Source organism: Arthrobacter rhamnosi, from assembly GCF_054510975.1.
Genome location: NZ_JBTNDN010000010.1, coordinates 1 through 17,817, shown reverse-complemented (window position 1 = coordinate 17,817; position 17,817 = coordinate 1). Strand labels below are relative to the sequence as shown.

Sequence of the window (17,817 nt, the reverse complement as noted above, 5' to 3'; positions counted from 1 at the left end):
AGCGGAGCCGACGCCGGAAATGAGAGACTTGCCGCTGCCGCCACCCCGCCGACCAGGAGCTCCCGTGCGCATCCGCCTGCCCCATCCGGAGACCCGCAACAGCGTGCGCTCGGTCTGGCTGTTCTTCGCCCTTGTCCATCTGGGGTTCCTCGCCGGGCTGCTGCCCTTTCTCCTCGGCGGGGCCGTGCTCAGCGACCTCCGGTTCTACCGTGAGTGGGCGTACCAGGCCCTGGCCGACGGCGTCTGGCAGGGCATCGACACCGCCTGGGTCTATCCCGTGGGGGCCCTCGTGCCGATGGTCGTGGCGACGGTCTTCGGCTCCTCCCTGTACCAGCTCGCCTGGTTCCTGCTCTTCGCCGGCCTCAACGCCGTCGGCACTGCGGCCCTGGTCCGGCAGCGCACGCCGTCGTCGTTCACCGCCGCGTACTGGTGGCTTGCGGCCACGGCGCTCCTCGGGCCGGTGGCGGTCGGCAGGATCGACGGCCTGACCGCACCCCTGGTGGTGGCCGCACTGCTCATCGTCGCCGCACGCCCGTTCGTGGCATCGCTCGTGCTCAGCGCGGCGACGTGGATGAAGGTGTGGCCCGCCGCCGTCGTGCTCGCGTCGCTCGTCGTTCTCCGGCGCGGGCGGCTCCGCATCCTCGGTGCCGGCGTCGCGCTCACCGCGGGCATCGCGGGCGTCGTCGCGGCCTTCGGGGACATCCGCAACCTCACCGGATTCCTCAGCGCCCAGGGCGCGCGCGGCATGCAGCTCGAGGCTCCGCTCAGCACGCCCGGGGTGTGGCAGGCGATCACCGGGACGTCGGGCGCCTACTTCTTCGAGGACGAGGTCATCAACACCATGGAAGTGCGGGGTGCGCTGAGCGGACTGGTCGGGGACCTGATGACGCCGTTGCTCGCCCTGACCATCGTCCTGGTCGCCGCGTTCCTCGCGATCGCGCTGCACCGCGGCGCCCAGGCCGGCGCCCTGCTCGCCACCGGGTCACTGGCCCTCGTGAGTACGCTCGTGGTCTTCAACAAGGTCGGCTCGCCGCAGTTCATGCTGTGGATCGCCGCCGTGATCGCCGCCGGACTCGTGCTCGACCGCGCGGCCGAGTGGCGCTACCCGGCGATCGCGATGCTGGTGACGGCCGGCCTGACCACCCTCGTGTATCCGGTCTTCTACGACGCCCTGCGCTACGAACTCAACCCCGCCGTCGCCGTCCTGCTCACCCTCCGCAACCTGCTCGTGGTCAGTATCTTCCTCTGGTCCCTGGTGCGGCTGGGGCGCCTGACGGCGAAGGCGGACGTCCCTGCGGCCGCCGGCTTGCCTAGGGGTGCCTGACGCCCTGCCCTGCGAGGACGGCCCGGTAGCCCTCCCGGTACGTCGGGTAGGCGAAGGAGAAACCGGTGGACCGCAGTCGGCTGCTGTCCATGCGGCGGGCCCCACCCCGGGTGGATGACGTCTCGCCGGTCGGCGGCTCCGGCAGGCCGAGTTCGGCGGCGAGGAACTGCAGTACCTCGCCGAGGTCCACGGGCTGTTCGTCGCTGCCGACGTAGATCGGCGCGGGATCGTCGAGGTCCATGGTCAGGTGCACGATCGCCGCCGCCGCGTCGTCGCGATGGATCCTGTTGGTCCACTGGGTTCCGGCGGGCAGGACCGCCGTCCCGCCCTTCACCTGGTCGATCAGTCGCGTGCGGCCCGGGCCGTAGATGCCGGACAGCCGAAGGACCGTGCCGCGGTCCGAGCGGCGGAGGAGCACCTGCTCGGCCTCGCGGACGAGGCGGGCGGTCGGGGCGGGGCTCTCCGCCGGCGACTCCTCGGTGACCCAGTCGCCGTCGAAATCCCCGTAGACCGCCGTCGAGGAGACGAAGAGGATGCGTCGGGGCGTCACGCCGTCGCGCTCGAGGGCATCCAGTACGTTGCGGGTGGCGTCGACGTACGCACTGCGGTAGGCGGCCTCGCTCCGGTCACCGGCGGCGGTGGCGATGACGACGACGTCGGTGTCCTGCGGGATCGGTGGCAGCGGCTGCGTCAGGTCGGCGGCTCTACCCTCGATGCCTTCGGGGATGCGTTTGGGTGAGCGGCGCCATCCGATCACCCGCTCGCCGCGAGCTGCCAGCCGCAGCCCCACTTCGGTGCCCAGGTCCCCGCAGCCCGCTATCAGCACCGTCATCGCATGTCCGTCCTCACTCCACCGGCCCGTCCTGGTAGCCGGGCCAAACGCCAGTCTAGGTGCCTTACGTGGTCCTGCCGTGCGGGGTGGAGATCGACCTCAGCAAACCGTTGAAGGACAAGCAGGAGGCGATTCCTTTCCTCCAGTTCTTCGATGCGGTCCTCGATTTTGTACTTGGTGAAGATGTCGCGGACGTTGTCGGAGAACGCGTTGATGTAGGCGAGGAGATTCTCGCGCAGGTTCTACCGGCCCTGCTGCGTTCGGCGAGCCGGTCGCACTCGAGCCCTTAGCCTTGATCGGCTTGGCCTCCGGCCTTCAGGGTCTCATGCGCGGTAGCGTGACCGGCGGAGCGGTACCCAATGCGATCATGGCGCCACGATGCCTCACCCAGAAGTGTCTTGAAGCCGACTCTTTCGTCATAAGTCGACGCCTCTGCTTACGCGACAGGGTGGCAAGACAGGGTCTGCGACCGTAAGGCTACTGGATCTGGACCGGCGCCATCGAGGCGGCCGATTCGGTGATACCAGCCGCAAACATGGTGACGCTCACGATTCGCCTCCTTTCAGATATGGGATTGTGGGGGCCACCACACGGCAGCCCCCACAGTTAGCTGGACTACTGGCGGGAACCGCTATCGGTTCCTGTGCCACCATGTACGGCTACGAACCGCCATGTGTACGAGCCGTTATCATTCAGGCTCATACGCAGGTGACCCCACGTATCGCTGAAACGCTTCTGGACGTACGCCGGGCTGGACGTGAACGCCCTCAGGCCGATACCGCCCGTGGATACCTGAAACTGCTGCATCCCATCGGTGGTGCACTGGTCAGCGTTGTTGACCGGGCACGTGCGCTCGTAGTTGTGCTGGCTACCCGAGAGCAGGACCTTCACCCTGTTCTTGTGGAACACGTCGATCCAAGGCTTGGCCTCCGTGAAGCGGCTGTGTGAGGACGTGTTCGACGTGAAGTACGGGTCATGGTAGACGACTGCCAGGTGCTTCCCCCGAGCCTTGGCGGCTGCAAGGTTGGCGTCAATCTCGGCTGTCATCGCCTGAGCACGTATGGCGTTGTAGCGCCACGCTCCGGTGGGGGCGAACAGGATGTGCCAGTTGCCCTTGTCTACGGAGTACCACTCGTGAGCCGCCTGAAAACCTGCCGCCGTGCCTGAGCCTTCAGCGTTCGTGCGGGTCAGGTCAGTGCTGGTGGCCGACTTGGCGGTGCTTCCACACGCACCATCCATCCACTTGTCGAACTCGGCGTTACGTCCGGGCTCGTGGTCGTGGTTCGGTCCAGCCGTCCACAGGGTCTTCGCCTTTACGGGACCCCATCCTGCGGCTTCCCACTTGGCGAACGTGTCACCCGTGTAGCTGCTGTTCGTGCAGTTGCCGGCGCTGTACTGGAAGTCACCGATACCGATGAAGTTGTCGAGCGTCCCATCGGCCAGTCCCGCCTTGATGCTGCTGGCGTTCTTGCCCGAAGCTGAGGTCGTTGATGTGTTGCCTGACGGATTCATGTCACCCACGGCGGCGAAGTCGAACGACCCTCCTGTCGAAGGAGGCGGTGTCGGGGTAGGCGTAGGAGTCGGCTGCGTGATGGTTGCGGGGTTGTGGACGCGGACCCAATCGACCCGCATTTCACCTGCACCGTTAGCGGAGCTGTTCGGGAACCAGTCAAGCTGCAGAGTCTGGTGCATCGGGCCGGGAGGCTGATGGCCGGGCGTGTTGTCCTCGAACCACTTCACACCATCCACGTATCCGACGATCCCGGCTGGGGACCAATCGACCGCGTAGTTGTGGAACTGGCTGACATCGAGGGCCTTCGACCCTGAGGTCTGCAGGTTGTCGCACGAGTAGTGGGTGAAGAACTTGATGACGTTCCAGTCGCCGGTTGTCTCAGCGAAATCAAGCTCACCGTCGCACGGCCAGTTCCCACTGTCAGGCCAGAGGATGCTGACCATGTGGTACTCGTCGTCGCCTGAGCCTGCGGCTCTGACTTCCCAACGCCCGTACATCTGGTTGGCGAACTTCGCGCTCAGCCCGGCTGTCGTACCATCCGGGGTGCCAGTCAGGACTGCCTTCGTCCCGTCGACGGTGACCTGCGCTGGGCTGCGGAGTCCCTTACCTGCGTGACCAGCCGAGTTGTAGACACTCCATTTAGCGGCGTCAGGCGCTCCTGTGTAGTTGAACTCGTCCCCAGCTACCACAGGACCCCAGTTCTGGGTGGAAGCAGCTGTCGTACCATCACCCGTTAGGGGAGGAGGAGGCGTTGTCGGGGTGGTCCCGGTCGGCTCTGTGGTGATGACGAGCTTCGGGCGGAGAGCGGGGTCAGGGGACTCGTCGGACTTGAACCCGATCCACTTCTGGGCACCCGATTCGAGCGTGAAGTTGTTCGCCCCAGCCACCGTAGCGGCTGTCACGTCCCACTCCACCCACGAGCTACCTGCGAAGCCACCAGTCTTGCCCAGCCACGTCCCACGGGCGGGTGCGTTGTTCCACGTGACACCCGTCTCGGTCCAGTCGCCGGTCGTCTTGTACACGTTAACGAACTCAGTGGCTGTCGCGCTCGCCTCTGCGTAGAACCGGAGCTTGGCGGATACGATCCGCTCTCCTGCCGGTACGACCACATGGAACTTGAGGAGGGCGTTGCGCCGCATGGAGTTGCGGCCCTCTGTGCTCCAACGGACGCTGTTGCCGTAGTTCGTGGTCGGGAAATCAGCCTGAACGTATGTATCCGCTACCGGAGCGATGGAGACTGGTGCGCTTACCGCTGCACGAGTCCCTTCAAATGTTGGTGCTGAGCAACCTGTGGCAACCAACGCAGACAGGGCGACCGCGGTCAATAACTTTCTCATGGAGAGGACCGATCAAGTAGAGCGCTTGTTGATTTTTTGATGACGTTCACTTTCTGATGGGCATGGCTGAGAAGGCCACGCGACCGAGCTGACGCCTCCCCAGACGACACAGCACCATGAAGGGGCCCGGAGCGTTGTTCCACGAGTGGATGAGACCGCAGCGCCGGGCTTTCAGAACTAGGTAATTGAGATGTGACCAGTGTTACCCGTGGTCCTGGAGTGAAGAGATACTCAGACGGCCAGGAGAGCCAATATTGTGCAGATACTGCGTCCGCCTTTGACAAACGAAAGGGCGGCCCCCGTCCGCGTGGCCGCCCTGCTGTACATCACGAGCCGAGGGGCTACGGGCTTCCGCCCACGCTGTCCTCGCTGTTATTGGTGACGACCCGCAAGAAGTCGGTCAGCGCACCCCAATCCACCTCGAGGTTGTTCACCTGCTCCTCATCCACCGCTATCTCGGCGTACAGGTTGGTCGAGCCCGACCTGATGAGGACATGCCCGTGTTCGCTCGGTTTGGATGGTCCATGCCGAGTACGCTCCGAATCCTGCTGGGCGTGGCCAGGACGGAATGGGCGCTCCAGAATGACGGCCCGCATCTTCGGTCTCGGCCCATGGGCGCAGTCAGTGCAGGTGCACCGCCGCCTGGCTTACGTCCCCGGTGACGTGCGGCTGTGGCCCAATCTCTCCGGCGGCGAAACGAAGGTAGCTCGCCAGCCATCGCATCCGGCCGACGGGGGCGGCAAGCAGTAGTTCCGCGGTGCCGCCCGCCTCCTCCTGGCGCAGCCGGAGGATCGCCTTGGTGCTGGGAGCGGCCTCGGTGGTGCTGGTCATGGTCCTGACGGCATTCGGCGCCTGGGTCTCCCTGACCGTCTCGCACGGCACCTCCGTGGAGGGGTGGACCGTGTGGGAGACGGCCGCGGCCCAGCTTCCCGCAGCACTCATCTACCTCGCCGTCCCCGCGCTGGTGTTCGTCCTCCGACCCTCGGCCACCATCGCGATGGGCTGGGCACTCCTGGGAGCCGGCGTCGTCCTCGGCATCTTCGGTGGGATGGTGGGCCTGGACCAGGACGTCCGGCACATCTCCCCGTTCTCCCGCACCCCGGTGCCGAACGGTACGACGAGGGACTGGACCGGTGCGTGGTGGATGCTCGACATCGCTGTCCTTGCCGCTCTCACGGCCCTCCTCGGCATGAAGCGGCGGGCGATCACGACGGCATGAGGGCGGCAGGAGGCAAAGGTCGCCAAGAGGTCCCGGGACGGTGAATCTCCTGCAGACCGAGGAGCCCTGGGCCTCGCGCTACTGCTTGCCGTACTTCCGGTGGACTGCCTGCTTGCTCACCCCGAGGCACTGGGCGATGGCCTCCCATGACAATCCGGCCTGACGGGCGCTCCGGACGAGGCCGGCCTCTGCACGCCCTACCTCCCGGTGTAGTTCAGCAACGATCTGCAGGGATTCAGCGGGTCCCTTACCATCCATCGATCCAACGAGTGTCTTCAATCCCTTCACCTCCATTTGTCAACACTAGTTGACACTCGGGGGAGAGGCAAGGGCTCGTGGTCCGGTTCGGCTTCCGTGCACTGCGACCCCTTAGTCGCGTACGGGGTCGGAGCCGTCCGCTCTAGTCGCGGATCCGCACCGCGGTCTCCCGCAGGTACAGGTCCACGCGCGTATAGGCATCACGGGTCAGGGCTTTCCAGAGTTCGACGGCGAGCCGCGGGTCCTCCTTCTCGACGGTCCGGATGGCCTGTGCGGTCAGCACCTTCACGTGCACGGTCTCCAGCGCCTTCACCGTGGTCTCCTGCCGGTTGTCGCTGCCCAGCGCCAGTTCACCGAAGGTCATCCCGGCACTCAGGGTCGTGAGCTTGAGGCGCTCGCCGGAGGGCCCGGGGACGGAGGTCACGATCTTGCCCGAGAGGATGAAGAAGACGCCCCCGAAGGACTGCCCGACCCGGCGGACCACGTGGCCCTTCTCGTAGGTGCGGTCCTCCATCCGGTGCGTGAGCGCCTCGACGTCCTCGTCGCTGAGGGGACTCAGCGCAGGGCACTGTGCCACCTCCACCTCCGACGGGAGGATGAGGTCCCCGCCGTACCGCGTGATGAGTTCGTTCTCGCACCATTCGACGGCGGCGGTGCGCGTATCGAAAGTGGGCACGGGGCGATCGACGTCCCGGAAGGTCTCCGCCAGGGTGCCCTCGCCGTCGATCAGGACCAGCTCGCGGTCCACCTTCGCCAGGTTCTCACGGCACTGGCCCAGCAGGCGGAGGGAGACGTCGGCCACCTCGTCCACCCGGCGCAGGTCGAGGATGACGAAGTCGACGCCGTCGTCCAGGCTGCTGAGTGCGCGGACCATCGACTCGGTGCCGGCGAACAGGAGGTCCCCGTTGAGTTCGATCACCATGGCGCGGTGCCCCTGGTCGCGGAGGACCTCCATCGCCTCGTCGGTCCGTCGGATGCCCGAGGGTGCGGCCGTGATGTCGTAGGTGGCCCGGATGGCGGACCGCCCGGCCCGCGCCGCACGCACGAAGTGCAGTTCCATGTCACGGGACAGCCGCTGGCTCGTGGCCATGCCCCGCACGCTGCTGCCGTGCTCGTCCAGCGGTGGCGAGTACACGGCGAGGCCCACCTGGCCAGGCAGGACGGCGATGGTGCCGCCGCCCACTCCGCTCTTGGCCGGCATTCCGACGGTGCTGATCCACGATCCGGCGTCGTCGTACATGCCGCAGGTGGTCATCACGGACAGGACCCTCTCGACGGCCAACAGGTCCATCGCCTCGACACCCGTCAGCGGGTTCCGCCCGGCGTTGGCGAGCGTCGCCGCCATGACGGAGAGGTCGATGCAGTTCACCATCACGGAGCACTGCCGGAAGTAGTCCTCGATGACGGGCGTGGGATCGTCCTCGATGATGTCGAAGGACCGCAGCAGGTAGGCCAGGGCACGGTTGCGGTGGCCGTGCTCGAGCTCGGAGCGGAAGATCTCCTGGTTGACGCCCAGCTGCCGGCCCGCGAACTGCGAGTAGGTGTTCACGATGCGCCGGAAGCGCGTGTTGCCGCCCCGGGACTGGACGAGCGAGGTCGCCGTCAGGGCGCCGGCGTTGATCATCGCGTTCGAGGGGCGTCCGCTGCCCGGTGCCAGCGAGATCTCGTTGAAGGAGTCGCCCGAGGGCTCCACGTCGACCTTCGCATCGACCGCCTCCATCCCCAGGTCCGACAGGGCCAGCCCATAGGTGAACGGCTTGGAGATCGACTGGATGGTGAACTCCTCCCGGGTGTCACCGATCTCGTACATGTACCCGTCGACGGTGGTCAGGCAGATGCCGAAGTTGTCGGGATCGACGTTCGCCATCGCCGGAATGGTGCTGTAGGGCTTCCCGTCCCGCAGATCGGAGATCTCCCGGTGGATGGTCCTGAGGTAACTTTCGATCGGCGATTCCATGCTGTCCACCCTACGGGGACGGCAGCACTGCCTCCCCGGCACCGGCCGTCAGCGGGTACGCAGCGTGTGGCGGATGGAGAGCACGAAGAGCTGGACGACGGCGGTCGCGACGCCGAGGAAGATCAGGGGAGGGGCGGCCGTGACGGTGTAGTTGAACCAGGGGTTGCTGTACGGCGTGCCCATCTGCCCCAGGGTGAGCTGCTCCATGTACTGCTGCTCGTGGATCATCGGGGCCGAGAGGAAGTACACCCCGAGGGCCACGAGCACGGCCGCGACGACCCAGGCCCAGACGTCGAAGGGATTGCGGGGCGGGATGAGCCTTGGCTGCCCGGGTGCCTCGGATCCGACCTCGCGGATCACCGAGGGGGCAGCGGTGTCTTCTGTCGGCCGGGGCAGTGCCGGCGCGTGCGGCGCGGGAGACACCGCTTTGGACGCGGCCTCCGCAGGATTCCCGCGCTGGTAGATCCCGTCGTAGCGCGGGTCGTGCGTGTTCTGCATGCGGTCGCTGCCCATCTGTTTCCCCCTGGAAGAACGAATGCCAGTAAAGCACGGGCCACGCCTGTTCGCGCCCAGCGCAGCCGCGCCGCGGCGCCGGCCGCACCGGACGGCGCAACTAGACTGACGAGCCGGTGCAGTCGCACCGATGACGGATGGACGACGTGATGTCACGACGGAGGGACCATGGCCAGGAATGCACGGGCGAGCGCCACGATCGCCCCGCGACTCTCCCTGCGGGCACCGCGGGACGTCACCCGGGTCGAGGAGCCCCACCTGCTCGACGGCGACCACCGGGAAGGGGAGCTGTATGAACGCGCATCCTTCGACGGTGAGGAGCTCGCCGGGATCACGCTGCAGGAATGCATCCTGCAGGGAGTGTCACTCAACGACACCGAGCTGCGCGGCGCGCGGTTCATCGAATGCGCCGTCGACGACCTCTTCGCCCCGGTCTTCCGCGCTCCGCGGAGCAGCTGGCGTGAGACGTCGCTGCGGAGCACGCGGTGGGGTTCGGCGGAGCTCTACGACAGCCGGCTCGACGGTGTGCATCTCGACGGAGGCAAGCTCGACTATGTGAATTTCCGCAGCGCGCAGCTGACGGATGTGCTCGTGAGCGGGTGCATCATCGGAGAGCTGGACCTCACGGGCGTGCGGGCAACCCGGCTGGCCCTGCAGGACTGCACGATCGGCACACTCACGCTCGACGGCGCCCAGCTGAAGGACGCCGACCTCCGCACCAGCAGCTTCCGGGGTATCAGCGGCCTCGACGGCCTGCGCGGCGCCACGATCGACGAGTACCAGCTGCAGCTGCTGGCTCCTTTCCTCGCCGACAGCATAGGCCTGCGCGTCGAGGGCTGACAGGCGGGACGGCGCGGCCGGCCGGTACCGTTGCGGGTCAGCCCGCTGCGGGGTACCCCGGGCCGGTGGGGTGCGACGTCCCGGAGGGATGCCCTGGTCCCGGAGGATGTGCAGGGCCCGTGGGGTGGCGGTCTGCGCCGTCGTCCCGGAAGGCCGGATGCGACCCCGCCGCCGGGCGCTGCGGTTCGAGGGGCGCGGGGGCTCCCGATGGCACGCGCCCATCGGAGGACACGGGTGCGGCCCGCGCATGGGGCGAGGGGACCGGCGGGCCGGCGACGGCGTCCGGCATCGCCTGCGACGGGCGGGTCATCCGCGGCGCGGCAGCGGGCGGGGTAGTGGGCCGGGCCATGGGGGCAGTCGGGGCCGGAAAGGGCTCGACGCCGGCAGGCTGCTGCGCGTACTGCGCGCGGTCGTACTGCGCCGGATCGTAGCCGCCCGGCTGTTCCGGGTGCAGTTCCTGTGCCCAGGGATTGCGAACCGGCGGTACCTGGTACCCGTACGGCGCGCTCCCGCCCGCTGCCGGAAGGGCGTACGAGAGGTAGGCGTGCTCGAGCGGGGCCTGCGGAACGACCGTGCGGGTCCGGTCGATGCCGCGGCGGTTCGCGAGGCGGACGATGACACCGGCGGTCACCGCCAGGGTCGCCACGGACACGAGGAGCCCGCTCACGGATCCCTCGGTGGAGTTGACGTCGACCAGGCCGAAGGCGCCGAGCACGAAGATGGTCATGTTGTTGATCGCATGCACCGCGATGGCCGCTTCCAGGCCGCCGGTGCGCCAGGTGATCCAGCCGGCGACGACGGCGAAGATCGCGACGTCGGCCTGGCCGAGCGGATCGTAGAGGTGGCCGAGGACGAACAGCGGCACGGGCAGCAGGATCGCGAAGGCGGGGTGGCGGAGCCAGCCGCCGACGGCCTGCATCAGGAAGCCGCGGAACACGTACTCCTCGGCCGCGGCCTGGAACGGGACGGCAAGGAGGGAGAGGGCCAGCAGGACGACCAGGGTGGACGTGTCCTGCTGCACGGGCGCTGCGGCGGCCTCCTCCGGGAAGAGGAAGCTAAGAACGGTGGAGATGCCCAGGCTCACCAGGAACACGGCCAGGGCCGCGGCGGCGCACAGGCCCAGCCAGCGCCAGCGGATGCGGCCCGCCACGGACGAGAGCAGACCGAGGGGCCGCGGTCCGGTGACCAGCACGGCGAGCGCGAGGGCAGGGATCATGAGGATCAGGGAGACCAGGGTGAAGGCGAAGATCACCGGGTCGCTCAGGTCGATCGCCGCCGCTGCGTCGAGGTACTGCGAGACGTCCGCCGACGTGCTGAGTGCGGCGACCGCTCCGGCGATCAGCAGGATCACCGTGAAGACCACGTAGAAAGCGATTCCGAGCAGCGCCGTGAGGAGCGGCTTCCACCACCGGTACTGCGGCCACGAGCGGGCCAGACGGTGGAATTCAAACTGCTGGTCGACCTGTTCCATGCTTCTACCGTAGTGCGGATTCCTTGGCGCTTCCTGCGACGGCTTCCCTGTGGTCCCGACGGTGGCGGAGGTGGCCCAGGAGGGTGACGACGGCGGAGAGCAGTGCGGAGACGGCCACGCCGAGCCAGAGGTCCACCTTCAGCGTGAGGGCGCCGACGACGGCCCCGGCCATGATGAGCGCGATGGCGGAGAAACGGCGCGCCCAGAAGGGACTCTTCCCGCCGGCGAGCCGGGAGTCCGAGGCGAGGCCCGTGATGGTGGAGGTCACCACGACGGTGGTGATCTCGGCGACCTTCAGTCGTTTGGCCGTCGCAGCCTGGATGCCCATCATGGTTGCGAGCACCGATGTGGTGATGCTGCCGAGCACCTCCTCGGCCTGCACGTCGACGAGCGCGACGTACACCGCGAGGGCGGTCAGTCCGAGGGTCACCGTGAGGAGCGTGCTCGAGGTGCGGGCCGACCACCCCTCCGGCCCCTTCCGCAGGACACGGCCGGCGAGCGCCGCGCCGACCATGAAGAAGGCGAGCGCGAGCGCGGGCCGGAGGACGGGCAGGCCGGTGCCACCCGTGAAGGCCATGCCGAGGAGGACGACGTTGCCCGTCATGTTGCCCGTGAACACGCGGTCGAGGCCGAGGTAGCCGACGGCGTCGATGACGCCGGTCGAGAACGTCAGGCCGAGCATGAGCCAGAGATGGAGCCGGTCCGTCGCCACGCGCTTCTTCACGATGATGTCCCTCGTCTGCAGTCTTGCCGGGAATGTATACGACGCCTATCGTCGTACCGTTGATTGTATTCAATCCGCACCGGCCCCTGAGAACGCCCCCGCCGCTGCGCACGATCGCCCCGGGCGCTCCCGTCGAAAGGCAGCCGATGACGTACACCTCCCCTTCCTCCTTCACCACGCGACCTACCCTGCAGGGCACCTTCGGCATGAGCGCATCGACGCACTGGCTGGCCACGGCATCGGCGCAGGCCGTGCTGGAACGCGGCGGCAACGCGTTCGACGCCGCCGTCGCCGGGGCGTTCGTCCTGCATGTGGTCGAACCCCACCTCAACGGACCGGGAGGTGACATGACCGGTGTCTTCGCCACCGCCGAGGAGCCCGGCAGGCCCGTCGTACTCATGGGTCAGGGCCCGGCACCGGCCGCCGCGACCCGCGAGCACTACCTTGCCGAGGGGCTCGAGCTCGTCCCGGGCGCAGGTGCGCTCGCCGCGGCGGTCCCTGCCGCCGTCGACGCCTGGCTGGTCCTCCTGCGCGACCACGGAACGTGGGAGCTCGGGGATGTCCTGGCCTTCGCGATCGGCTATGCCCGCGACGGCCACCCCGTCCTCGGCCGCGTCGGAGCGACCATCGCCGCCGTGGCGGACCTCTTCACCGAGCACTGGCCCACGTCGGCGGCCCTCTGGATGCCCGAGGGCAGGCCGCCACGCGAGGGCGAGGTCATCCGGAACGAGGCATACGCCCGCGTCCTCGGGTCCCTGGTCGGCGCGGCGGCCGACGGCGCCACGCGGGCCGAGCGCATCGACGCCGCCCGTCTCGAGTGGCGCACAGGGCTCGTCGCCCAGGCGGCCGCCGAGTTCGTCCGGAGGCCCCACCGGCACTCCTCCGGGCTGGACCACGCGGGCGTCCTCACCGTCGAGGACTTCGCCGGCTTCGAAGCCGGGTACGAGGAGGCGACGACCCTCGAGTTCCGCGGGTACACCATCGCCAAGACCGGGCCCTGGGGTCAGGGCCCGGCGCTGCTGCAGACCCTCGCCATCCTCGACGGGTTCGACGACGAGCGCCTCGACCCGTCCACCGGGATCGGCGCGCACACCATCCTCGAGGCGCAGAAGCTGGCCATCGCCGACCGGGAGGCCTACTACGGGGACGCCGACGTCCCGCTGGACCACCTGCTCTCCCAGGAGTACGCCGCCGAGCGGCGTGCCCTCATCGGGGATAGGGCGTCGCTCGAGTTCCGGCCAGGAAGGGTCCCTGGCGTCGACCCCTTCACTCCTCCGCTCCGGGTCGACTACGCCCCGCCCGCCCTCGCCGGCGGCAGCGGGTTCGCCGGAGTGGGCGAACCGACCGTCTCGCGCAGCGGGGAGACGCGCGGCGACACGTGCCACATCGATGTCGTCGACTCGCAGGGCAACATGGTCTCCGCGACGCCGAGCGGAGGGTGGCTGCAGTCCTCACCCGCCATTCCCGAGCTCGGGTTCTGCCTCGGCTCCCGGCTGCAGATGACCTGGCTGGAGGACGGGGCGCCGTCCACCCTGCAGCCGGGCAAGCGGCCCCGTACCACGCTCACCCCGACGCTCATCCTGCGGGACGGCAAGCCCGTCGTCGCCCTCGGATCACCCGGTGGCGACCAGCAGGACCAGTGGCAGTTGCTCTACATCCTCCGCACCATCGTCGGAGGGTACACGCCGCAGCAGGCCATCGACGCACCGTCCCTCCACACCACGTCCATCCCCGGCTCCTTCTGGCCGCGCACCTGGGAACCGGGCGGTGCCGTCGTCGAGGACCGGCTGGGCGAGGACGTGATCGCCGACCTGGAGCGCCGGGGCCACGTCATCACACGGGCGGGGGACTGGGCCCTCGGCCGGCTGTCCTGTGTCACCAGGGACCCCGAGACCGGCGTGCTGTCCGCCGCCGCCAACCCCAGGGGAGCACAGGGCTATGCCGCAGGACGCTGACCACCGGACGGGCGCTGCGGATGCGGCCTGAGCAGGACGCCGCAGCGCCCCAGCGCGTCCTCGACGCCATCCGCCACGACATCATCTTCGGCGTCCTGCACCCGGGCGCCCGGGTCACGGAGGCCGCGCTGGCCGCCAAGTACGGCGTGTCACGCGTACCCGTGCGGGAGGCACTGCGGGCGCTGGAGGCGGAGGGCTTCGTCGAATCGAGACCCTACGCCGGTTCCACGGTGGCGGAGATCCCGCTCGACGACGCCGAGGACCTGTTCGCCGTCCGGCGCGTCATCGAAGCGACCATCGCACGCCGCGCCGCACGTCGGGCGGCAGCGCAGTTCGTGGCCGATGCGCCGAGCACCGGATGGTTCCCCGCGAGGCGCGCGCTCGCGGAGATCCTCGACGACGGCGACCGGGCCGTGGCCGACGACGCCCTCGCGGACCTGCCCGAACTGAACATCCGCTTCCACCTGGGGGTCGCCGAACTGAGCGGCAGCGCATCGCTTGCCGCGCTCCTCCGGCAGATCTCGGGCAAGATCGAGTGGCTCTACGCAGCCGACGTCGACAACCGCGGGAAGCAGTCCTGGAGCGAGCACCGGGGAATTCTCGCGGCGATCGACGCAGGGAACGAGGCCGAGGCGGAGCGGCTCATGGCCGGGCACGTGGAATCCTCCCAGCACGGATACCTGGAGCGGTTCTCCGCGCCGGGCCGGACGGGGTCCGGGACTACAGGAACGGGCGCAGCGGAGCGAGGATGAATTCGCTGACCCGGGCCACGACGTGCCGGCTCTCCCATTCCTCGCGGCTCAGCAGCCGGCAGTTGGAGGAGTCCACCGCGAAGATCTCCTCCATGGTCGCCGCAAGTGCGCGGTCGAAGATCTCCAGGTTGATCTCGTAGTTCCCGGTGAGGCTGAGGCGGTCGATGTTGGCGGTACCGATGGTGCTCCACTCGCCGTCGATCGTCGCCGTCTTCGCGTGGATCATCGAGTTCTGGTACAGCAGGATCTGGACCCCGGCGCCGATCATCGCCGAGTAGAAGCCGCGGGACAGCCAGTCCGAGACCACGTGGTTCGAGTCCTCGGGCAGGATCACGCGCACGTCGACGCCCCGGCGGCTCGCCCGCAGCAGGGCTTCGAGGATCTGCCGGTCGGGGATGAAGTACGCCATCGTGATGAAGATGTGCCGCTCGGCGCGGTTGATCGCATCGAGGTAGACGCCGCGGATCGGGAACACGAGGTTGGCCGGGATGTTGTTCACCGCACGGATGCGCGGCTCCCAGAAGGAGGCGCTGAGGTCGGGGAGTTCGGGCCGGCGCGGCATGGCGCGGAAGTTCCAGAAACTGACGAACGCCTCCCGGAGCTCCCAGACCGACGGCCCACGGATCTCGAGGTGGGTGTCGCGCCATTTCGTCGCGTAGTCCGAGCCGATGTTGTATCCGCCCACGAACCCGACCTCGTCATCCACCACGAGCACCTTGCGGTGGTCGAAGCCCGTACCGCGGATGTTCGTGAAGACGATCGACGGACGGACCACCGGGAAGCGGTAGGTGTTGACGAGCGGGTGGAATCTGTAGAAGAAGGGGTTGACCACGAGGTTGGCGAACCCGTCGTAGATGACGAAGACCTTCACGCCACGCTCCGCGGCACGGTTCACCGCGTCCCGGAACCGGGTGCCGACGTCGTCGCCCTTCCAGATGTAGGTCTCGAGCAGGACCTGGTGTTCGGCCCTGTCGATGGCCGCGATCATGGCGTCGTAGAGGTCCTCCCCGTAGGTGTAGACCGTGGTGTCCGTGTCGGCGATCGTCGTCCTGAAGGTCCCCGGCTGGGGGAAGCCGTCCCGCCTGGTGCGCTGGCGCTTCTGGTACGTATCGACGCCGACGAGTCCTGCGATGACCACCGCCTGCGCCGAGAGGAGCGCGATCGCTGCACGCTTGACCGTGCCCCGTGCGAAGCCCATAACCGTGGAATGCCTCAGCCAGCCCATGCGCCCAGCGTATCGCCCCGGGCCGCGCCGGGTGTCGCCACGAGGAGGGCGCCTAATGGCCGCCGACTTCGATAGCCTGCGCCACAGCCGAGTCCACGCCGGCGCTCCAGGGGAAGCCGTGGCCCGGCAGGACGGTCCGGGCCCCGGTGGAGCGGAGCCCCTCGAGGGAGCGCAGGGCGGTCGCGGTGTCGGCGGTCGCCGCGCGCGCGACGACCTGCGGGCCGGGATGGCCGGTATAGGGGTCGAGCGTCACCAGTGCGTCACCGCTGATCACGGACTCGCGGTCGGGGAAGTGCAGGGCGCAGTGGCCCTTCGTGTGACCGGGGGTCGGGACCAGGAGTGGCGAACCGGGCAGGGCTGCGGCGGCCTCGGGAGTGAGCGGGAGGGTGTCCGGAACTCCCTTGACGGCAAGGGCTCCCGCGGCGCTCATACGCAGCAGGCCGGGGATGGCGCGCGGATACCGCACCGGATACAGGAACGGGGAACGCTCGTGCTCGTAGCTGTACGGATGGGCGGCGAGGAAGGCGTCGTCGGGGTGGCAGTACACCGGGATCCCGTACTTCGTCCGGAGGTGCTCCGCCGTGCCCACGTGGTCGAAGTGACCGTGGGTCAGGACGACGGCGCGGATGTCCTGGACGGTCCTCCCGATGCGGGAGAGTGCCTGCAGCAGCAGGGCCCTCGAGCGGGGCAGGCCGGTGTCCACCAGCAGGACGCCGTCGTCGTCCTCCACCAGGTAGACGTTGGTCCGCGCATGCTCGAGGTAATGGATCCCCGGGGCGATATCCGTCCTGATCATGCCTCTCCTTCCGTCGTCACCTGCGTCCGACCCTAGGCGCGGTGGCGCGCTGCAACAAGGGGAGCACCAGAGCGGTCCCGTGGACTTCCCTTATCCCGCGCGCGTCGCTAGCTTGGGAGCCGGATGGACAGGACACGACGGCGGTGCCGCTTCGGACGCGCGTCCGGAGCGTTCCCGGAAGGCACGGAGATGACGACGGGCATGGGTGAACACGAGCAACGGAGCGGTACGTGCGGCTAGAGGAGCATCTGCTGCTCGCCGTCGGCCGTCACGTCGCCCGGGAGGGGCTCGATGAGGTCCGGGCCGTTGTTCCGTACCGAGCCGACACGGGGCCCCACGCGGCGGGGGACGAGGTGCGGATCGGGGATGGCGTCGAGCAGTTCCTGGACGGCGGGGCGGGAGTCGTTGCGCGGGTCGAGCCAGTCGCCGCGCAGCACGGGCGGCACGATCACCGGTGTGCGGTCGTGGATCTCGCCGAGGGCATCGCTCGCCGGGCGGGTGATGATGGTGCAGCTCACCACCCAGGACCCCTGCGGGTGCTCCTCCGACGCCGTCGCGGGATCCCGCCAGAACTCGTACAGCCCGGCGAACCCGAGGGCGGCACCGTCGGGGTCGTGCAGGTAGAGGGGGGTCTTGGAGCCGTCGTCGTTCTTCCGCCACTCGTAGTACCCGTCCGCCGGGACGAGCCCGCGGCGCTTGAGCGCGGCCGCCCGGAAGGACGGCTTCTCCAGGACAGTCTCGCTGCGGGCGTTGATCATGCGCGCACCCACCGCTGCGGACTTCGCCCAGGAGGGGATCAGGCCCCAGCGCGCGGGTTCGAGCCGCCGCGTGAGCTCCCCGGTGTCCGGATCGAGCCGCTCGACGACGAGCTGGACGGTGTTCGTGGGTGCGACGTTCCACGAGGGTTCGATCTCGTCCTCCAGCGACTCGTCGACATCGAACGCGTCGATGAGGTCGGCCTTGTTCCCCGCGATGACGAAGCGTCCGCACATACCCAGGTCTCCTGTCTCCCGGCGGAAGGGAGTAGCGGGGGGGGGAAGACAGAAGAGGAGAAAAAAAAGAAACCCCCCCCCTCCTCCCCGCAAAGAAAAAAAAGAAAAA

Annotated in this window: 17 protein-coding genes; 6 read left to right on the top strand and 11 right to left on the bottom strand. The window is 68.4% G+C overall.

Annotated elements, in window-relative coordinates; all coding sequences use genetic code 11:
* The first annotated feature begins 64 nt into the window (after window positions 1-64).
* The gene (locus ACX80J_RS16505; protein WP_459348532.1) at window positions 65-1,324 is read left to right on the top strand and encodes a glycosyltransferase 87 family protein; all 1,260 of its coding nucleotides are present in this window, start codon (window positions 65-67) and stop codon (window positions 1,322-1,324) included.
* Here the strand turns inward: ACX80J_RS16505 and ACX80J_RS16500 are convergent.
* Window positions 1,311-2,156, bottom strand: coding sequence for an SDR family oxidoreductase (locus ACX80J_RS16500; protein ID WP_459348531.1), 846 nt, complete (start codon window positions 2,154-2,156; stop codon window positions 1,311-1,313). The two genes, ACX80J_RS16505 and ACX80J_RS16500, sit on opposite strands and share 14 nt — an antisense overlap.
* Window positions 2,157-2,215: 59 nt before the next feature.
* Between ACX80J_RS16500 and ACX80J_RS16495 the strand changes: the two genes are divergently transcribed.
* Window positions 2,216-2,446: a hypothetical protein gene (locus ACX80J_RS16495; protein WP_459348530.1), complete on the top strand. Its 231-nt coding sequence runs from the start codon at window positions 2,216-2,218 to the stop codon at window positions 2,444-2,446.
* A gap of 325 nt (window positions 2,447-2,771) precedes the next feature.
* On the opposite strand, the gene ACX80J_RS16490 is transcribed toward ACX80J_RS16495, so the two are convergent.
* Both ACX80J_RS16490 and ACX80J_RS16485 read right to left on the bottom strand, forming a co-directional pair.
* Complete coding sequence (locus ACX80J_RS16490; protein WP_459348529.1) at window positions 2,772-5,006, bottom strand: CBM96 family carbohydrate-binding protein; 2,235 nt, start codon at window positions 5,004-5,006, stop codon at window positions 2,772-2,774.
* 621 nt (window positions 5,007-5,627) lie between these two features.
* On the bottom strand, window positions 5,628-5,837 hold the full coding sequence (locus ACX80J_RS16485; RefSeq protein ID WP_459348528.1) for a hypothetical protein: 210 nt from the start codon (window positions 5,835-5,837) through the stop codon (window positions 5,628-5,630).
* Between ACX80J_RS16485 and ACX80J_RS16480 the strand changes: the two genes are divergently transcribed.
* Window positions 5,836-6,225 carry a hypothetical protein gene (locus ACX80J_RS16480; protein WP_459345039.1) on the top strand — a complete coding sequence of 130 codons (390 nt, stop codon included), beginning with the start codon at window positions 5,836-5,838 and terminating at the stop codon, window positions 6,223-6,225. The two genes, ACX80J_RS16485 and ACX80J_RS16480, sit on opposite strands and share 2 nt — an antisense overlap.
* 78 nt (window positions 6,226-6,303) lie before the next feature.
* On the opposite strand, the gene ACX80J_RS16475 is transcribed toward ACX80J_RS16480, so the two are convergent.
* From ACX80J_RS16475 to ACX80J_RS16465, 3 genes are all read right to left on the bottom strand, one after another.
* Window positions 6,304-6,519: an AsnC family protein gene (locus ACX80J_RS16475; protein WP_459345040.1), complete on the bottom strand. Its 216-nt coding sequence runs from the start codon at window positions 6,517-6,519 to the stop codon at window positions 6,304-6,306.
* Between the two features lie 106 nt (window positions 6,520-6,625).
* On the bottom strand, window positions 6,626-8,440 hold the full coding sequence (glsA, locus tag ACX80J_RS16470; RefSeq protein ID WP_459348527.1) for a glutaminase A: 1,815 nt from the start codon (window positions 8,438-8,440) through the stop codon (window positions 6,626-6,628).
* A 48-nt stretch (window positions 8,441-8,488) separates the two neighbouring features.
* Window positions 8,489-8,953, bottom strand: coding sequence for a hypothetical protein (locus ACX80J_RS16465; protein ID WP_459345042.1), 465 nt, complete (start codon window positions 8,951-8,953; stop codon window positions 8,489-8,491).
* A gap of 168 nt (window positions 8,954-9,121) precedes the next feature.
* Between ACX80J_RS16465 and ACX80J_RS16460 the strand changes: the two genes are divergently transcribed.
* A complete protein-coding gene (locus ACX80J_RS16460) occupies window positions 9,122-9,793 on the top strand; it encodes a pentapeptide repeat-containing protein (protein ID WP_459348526.1) in 672 nt (223 codons plus the stop codon).
* A gap of 37 nt (window positions 9,794-9,830) precedes the next feature.
* Here ACX80J_RS16460 and ACX80J_RS16455 read toward each other — a convergent pair whose 3' ends face one another.
* Window positions 9,831-11,264 carry a CPBP family intramembrane glutamic endopeptidase gene (locus tag ACX80J_RS16455; protein ID WP_459348525.1) on the bottom strand — a complete coding sequence of 478 codons (1,434 nt, stop codon included), beginning with the start codon at window positions 11,262-11,264 and terminating at the stop codon, window positions 9,831-9,833.
* 4 nt (window positions 11,265-11,268) lie between these two features.
* Window positions 11,269-11,988 carry a YoaK family protein gene (locus ACX80J_RS16450; protein WP_459348524.1) on the bottom strand — a complete coding sequence of 240 codons (720 nt, stop codon included), beginning with the start codon at window positions 11,986-11,988 and terminating at the stop codon, window positions 11,269-11,271.
* A 146-nt stretch (window positions 11,989-12,134) separates the two neighbouring features.
* Between ACX80J_RS16450 and ACX80J_RS16445 the strand changes: the two genes are divergently transcribed.
* On the top strand, window positions 12,135-13,943 hold the full coding sequence (locus ACX80J_RS16445; protein WP_459348523.1) for a gamma-glutamyltransferase family protein: 1,809 nt from the start codon (window positions 12,135-12,137) through the stop codon (window positions 13,941-13,943).
* A 20-nt stretch (window positions 13,944-13,963) separates the two neighbouring features.
* Window positions 13,964-14,695, top strand: a complete 732-nt coding sequence (locus ACX80J_RS16440; protein ID WP_459345047.1) for a GntR family transcriptional regulator — start codon at window positions 13,964-13,966, stop codon at window positions 14,693-14,695.
* Here the strand turns inward: ACX80J_RS16440 and ACX80J_RS16435 are convergent.
* The 3 genes from ACX80J_RS16435 to ACX80J_RS16425 form a co-directional block, all read right to left on the bottom strand.
* Window positions 14,664-15,920 carry a phospholipase D-like domain-containing protein gene (locus ACX80J_RS16435; protein ID WP_459345048.1) on the bottom strand — a complete coding sequence of 419 codons (1,257 nt, stop codon included), beginning with the start codon at window positions 15,918-15,920 and terminating at the stop codon, window positions 14,664-14,666. The genes ACX80J_RS16440 and ACX80J_RS16435 overlap by 32 nt on opposite strands.
* 52 nt (window positions 15,921-15,972) lie before the next feature.
* A complete protein-coding gene (locus ACX80J_RS16430; protein WP_459348522.1) occupies window positions 15,973-16,716 on the bottom strand; it encodes an MBL fold metallo-hydrolase in 744 nt (247 codons plus the stop codon).
* Window positions 16,717-16,952: 236 nt separating this feature from the next.
* Window positions 16,953-17,708, bottom strand: coding sequence for an SOS response-associated peptidase (locus ACX80J_RS16425; protein WP_459345050.1), 756 nt, complete (start codon window positions 17,706-17,708; stop codon window positions 16,953-16,955).
* Window positions 17,709-17,817: the final 109 nt, after the last annotated feature.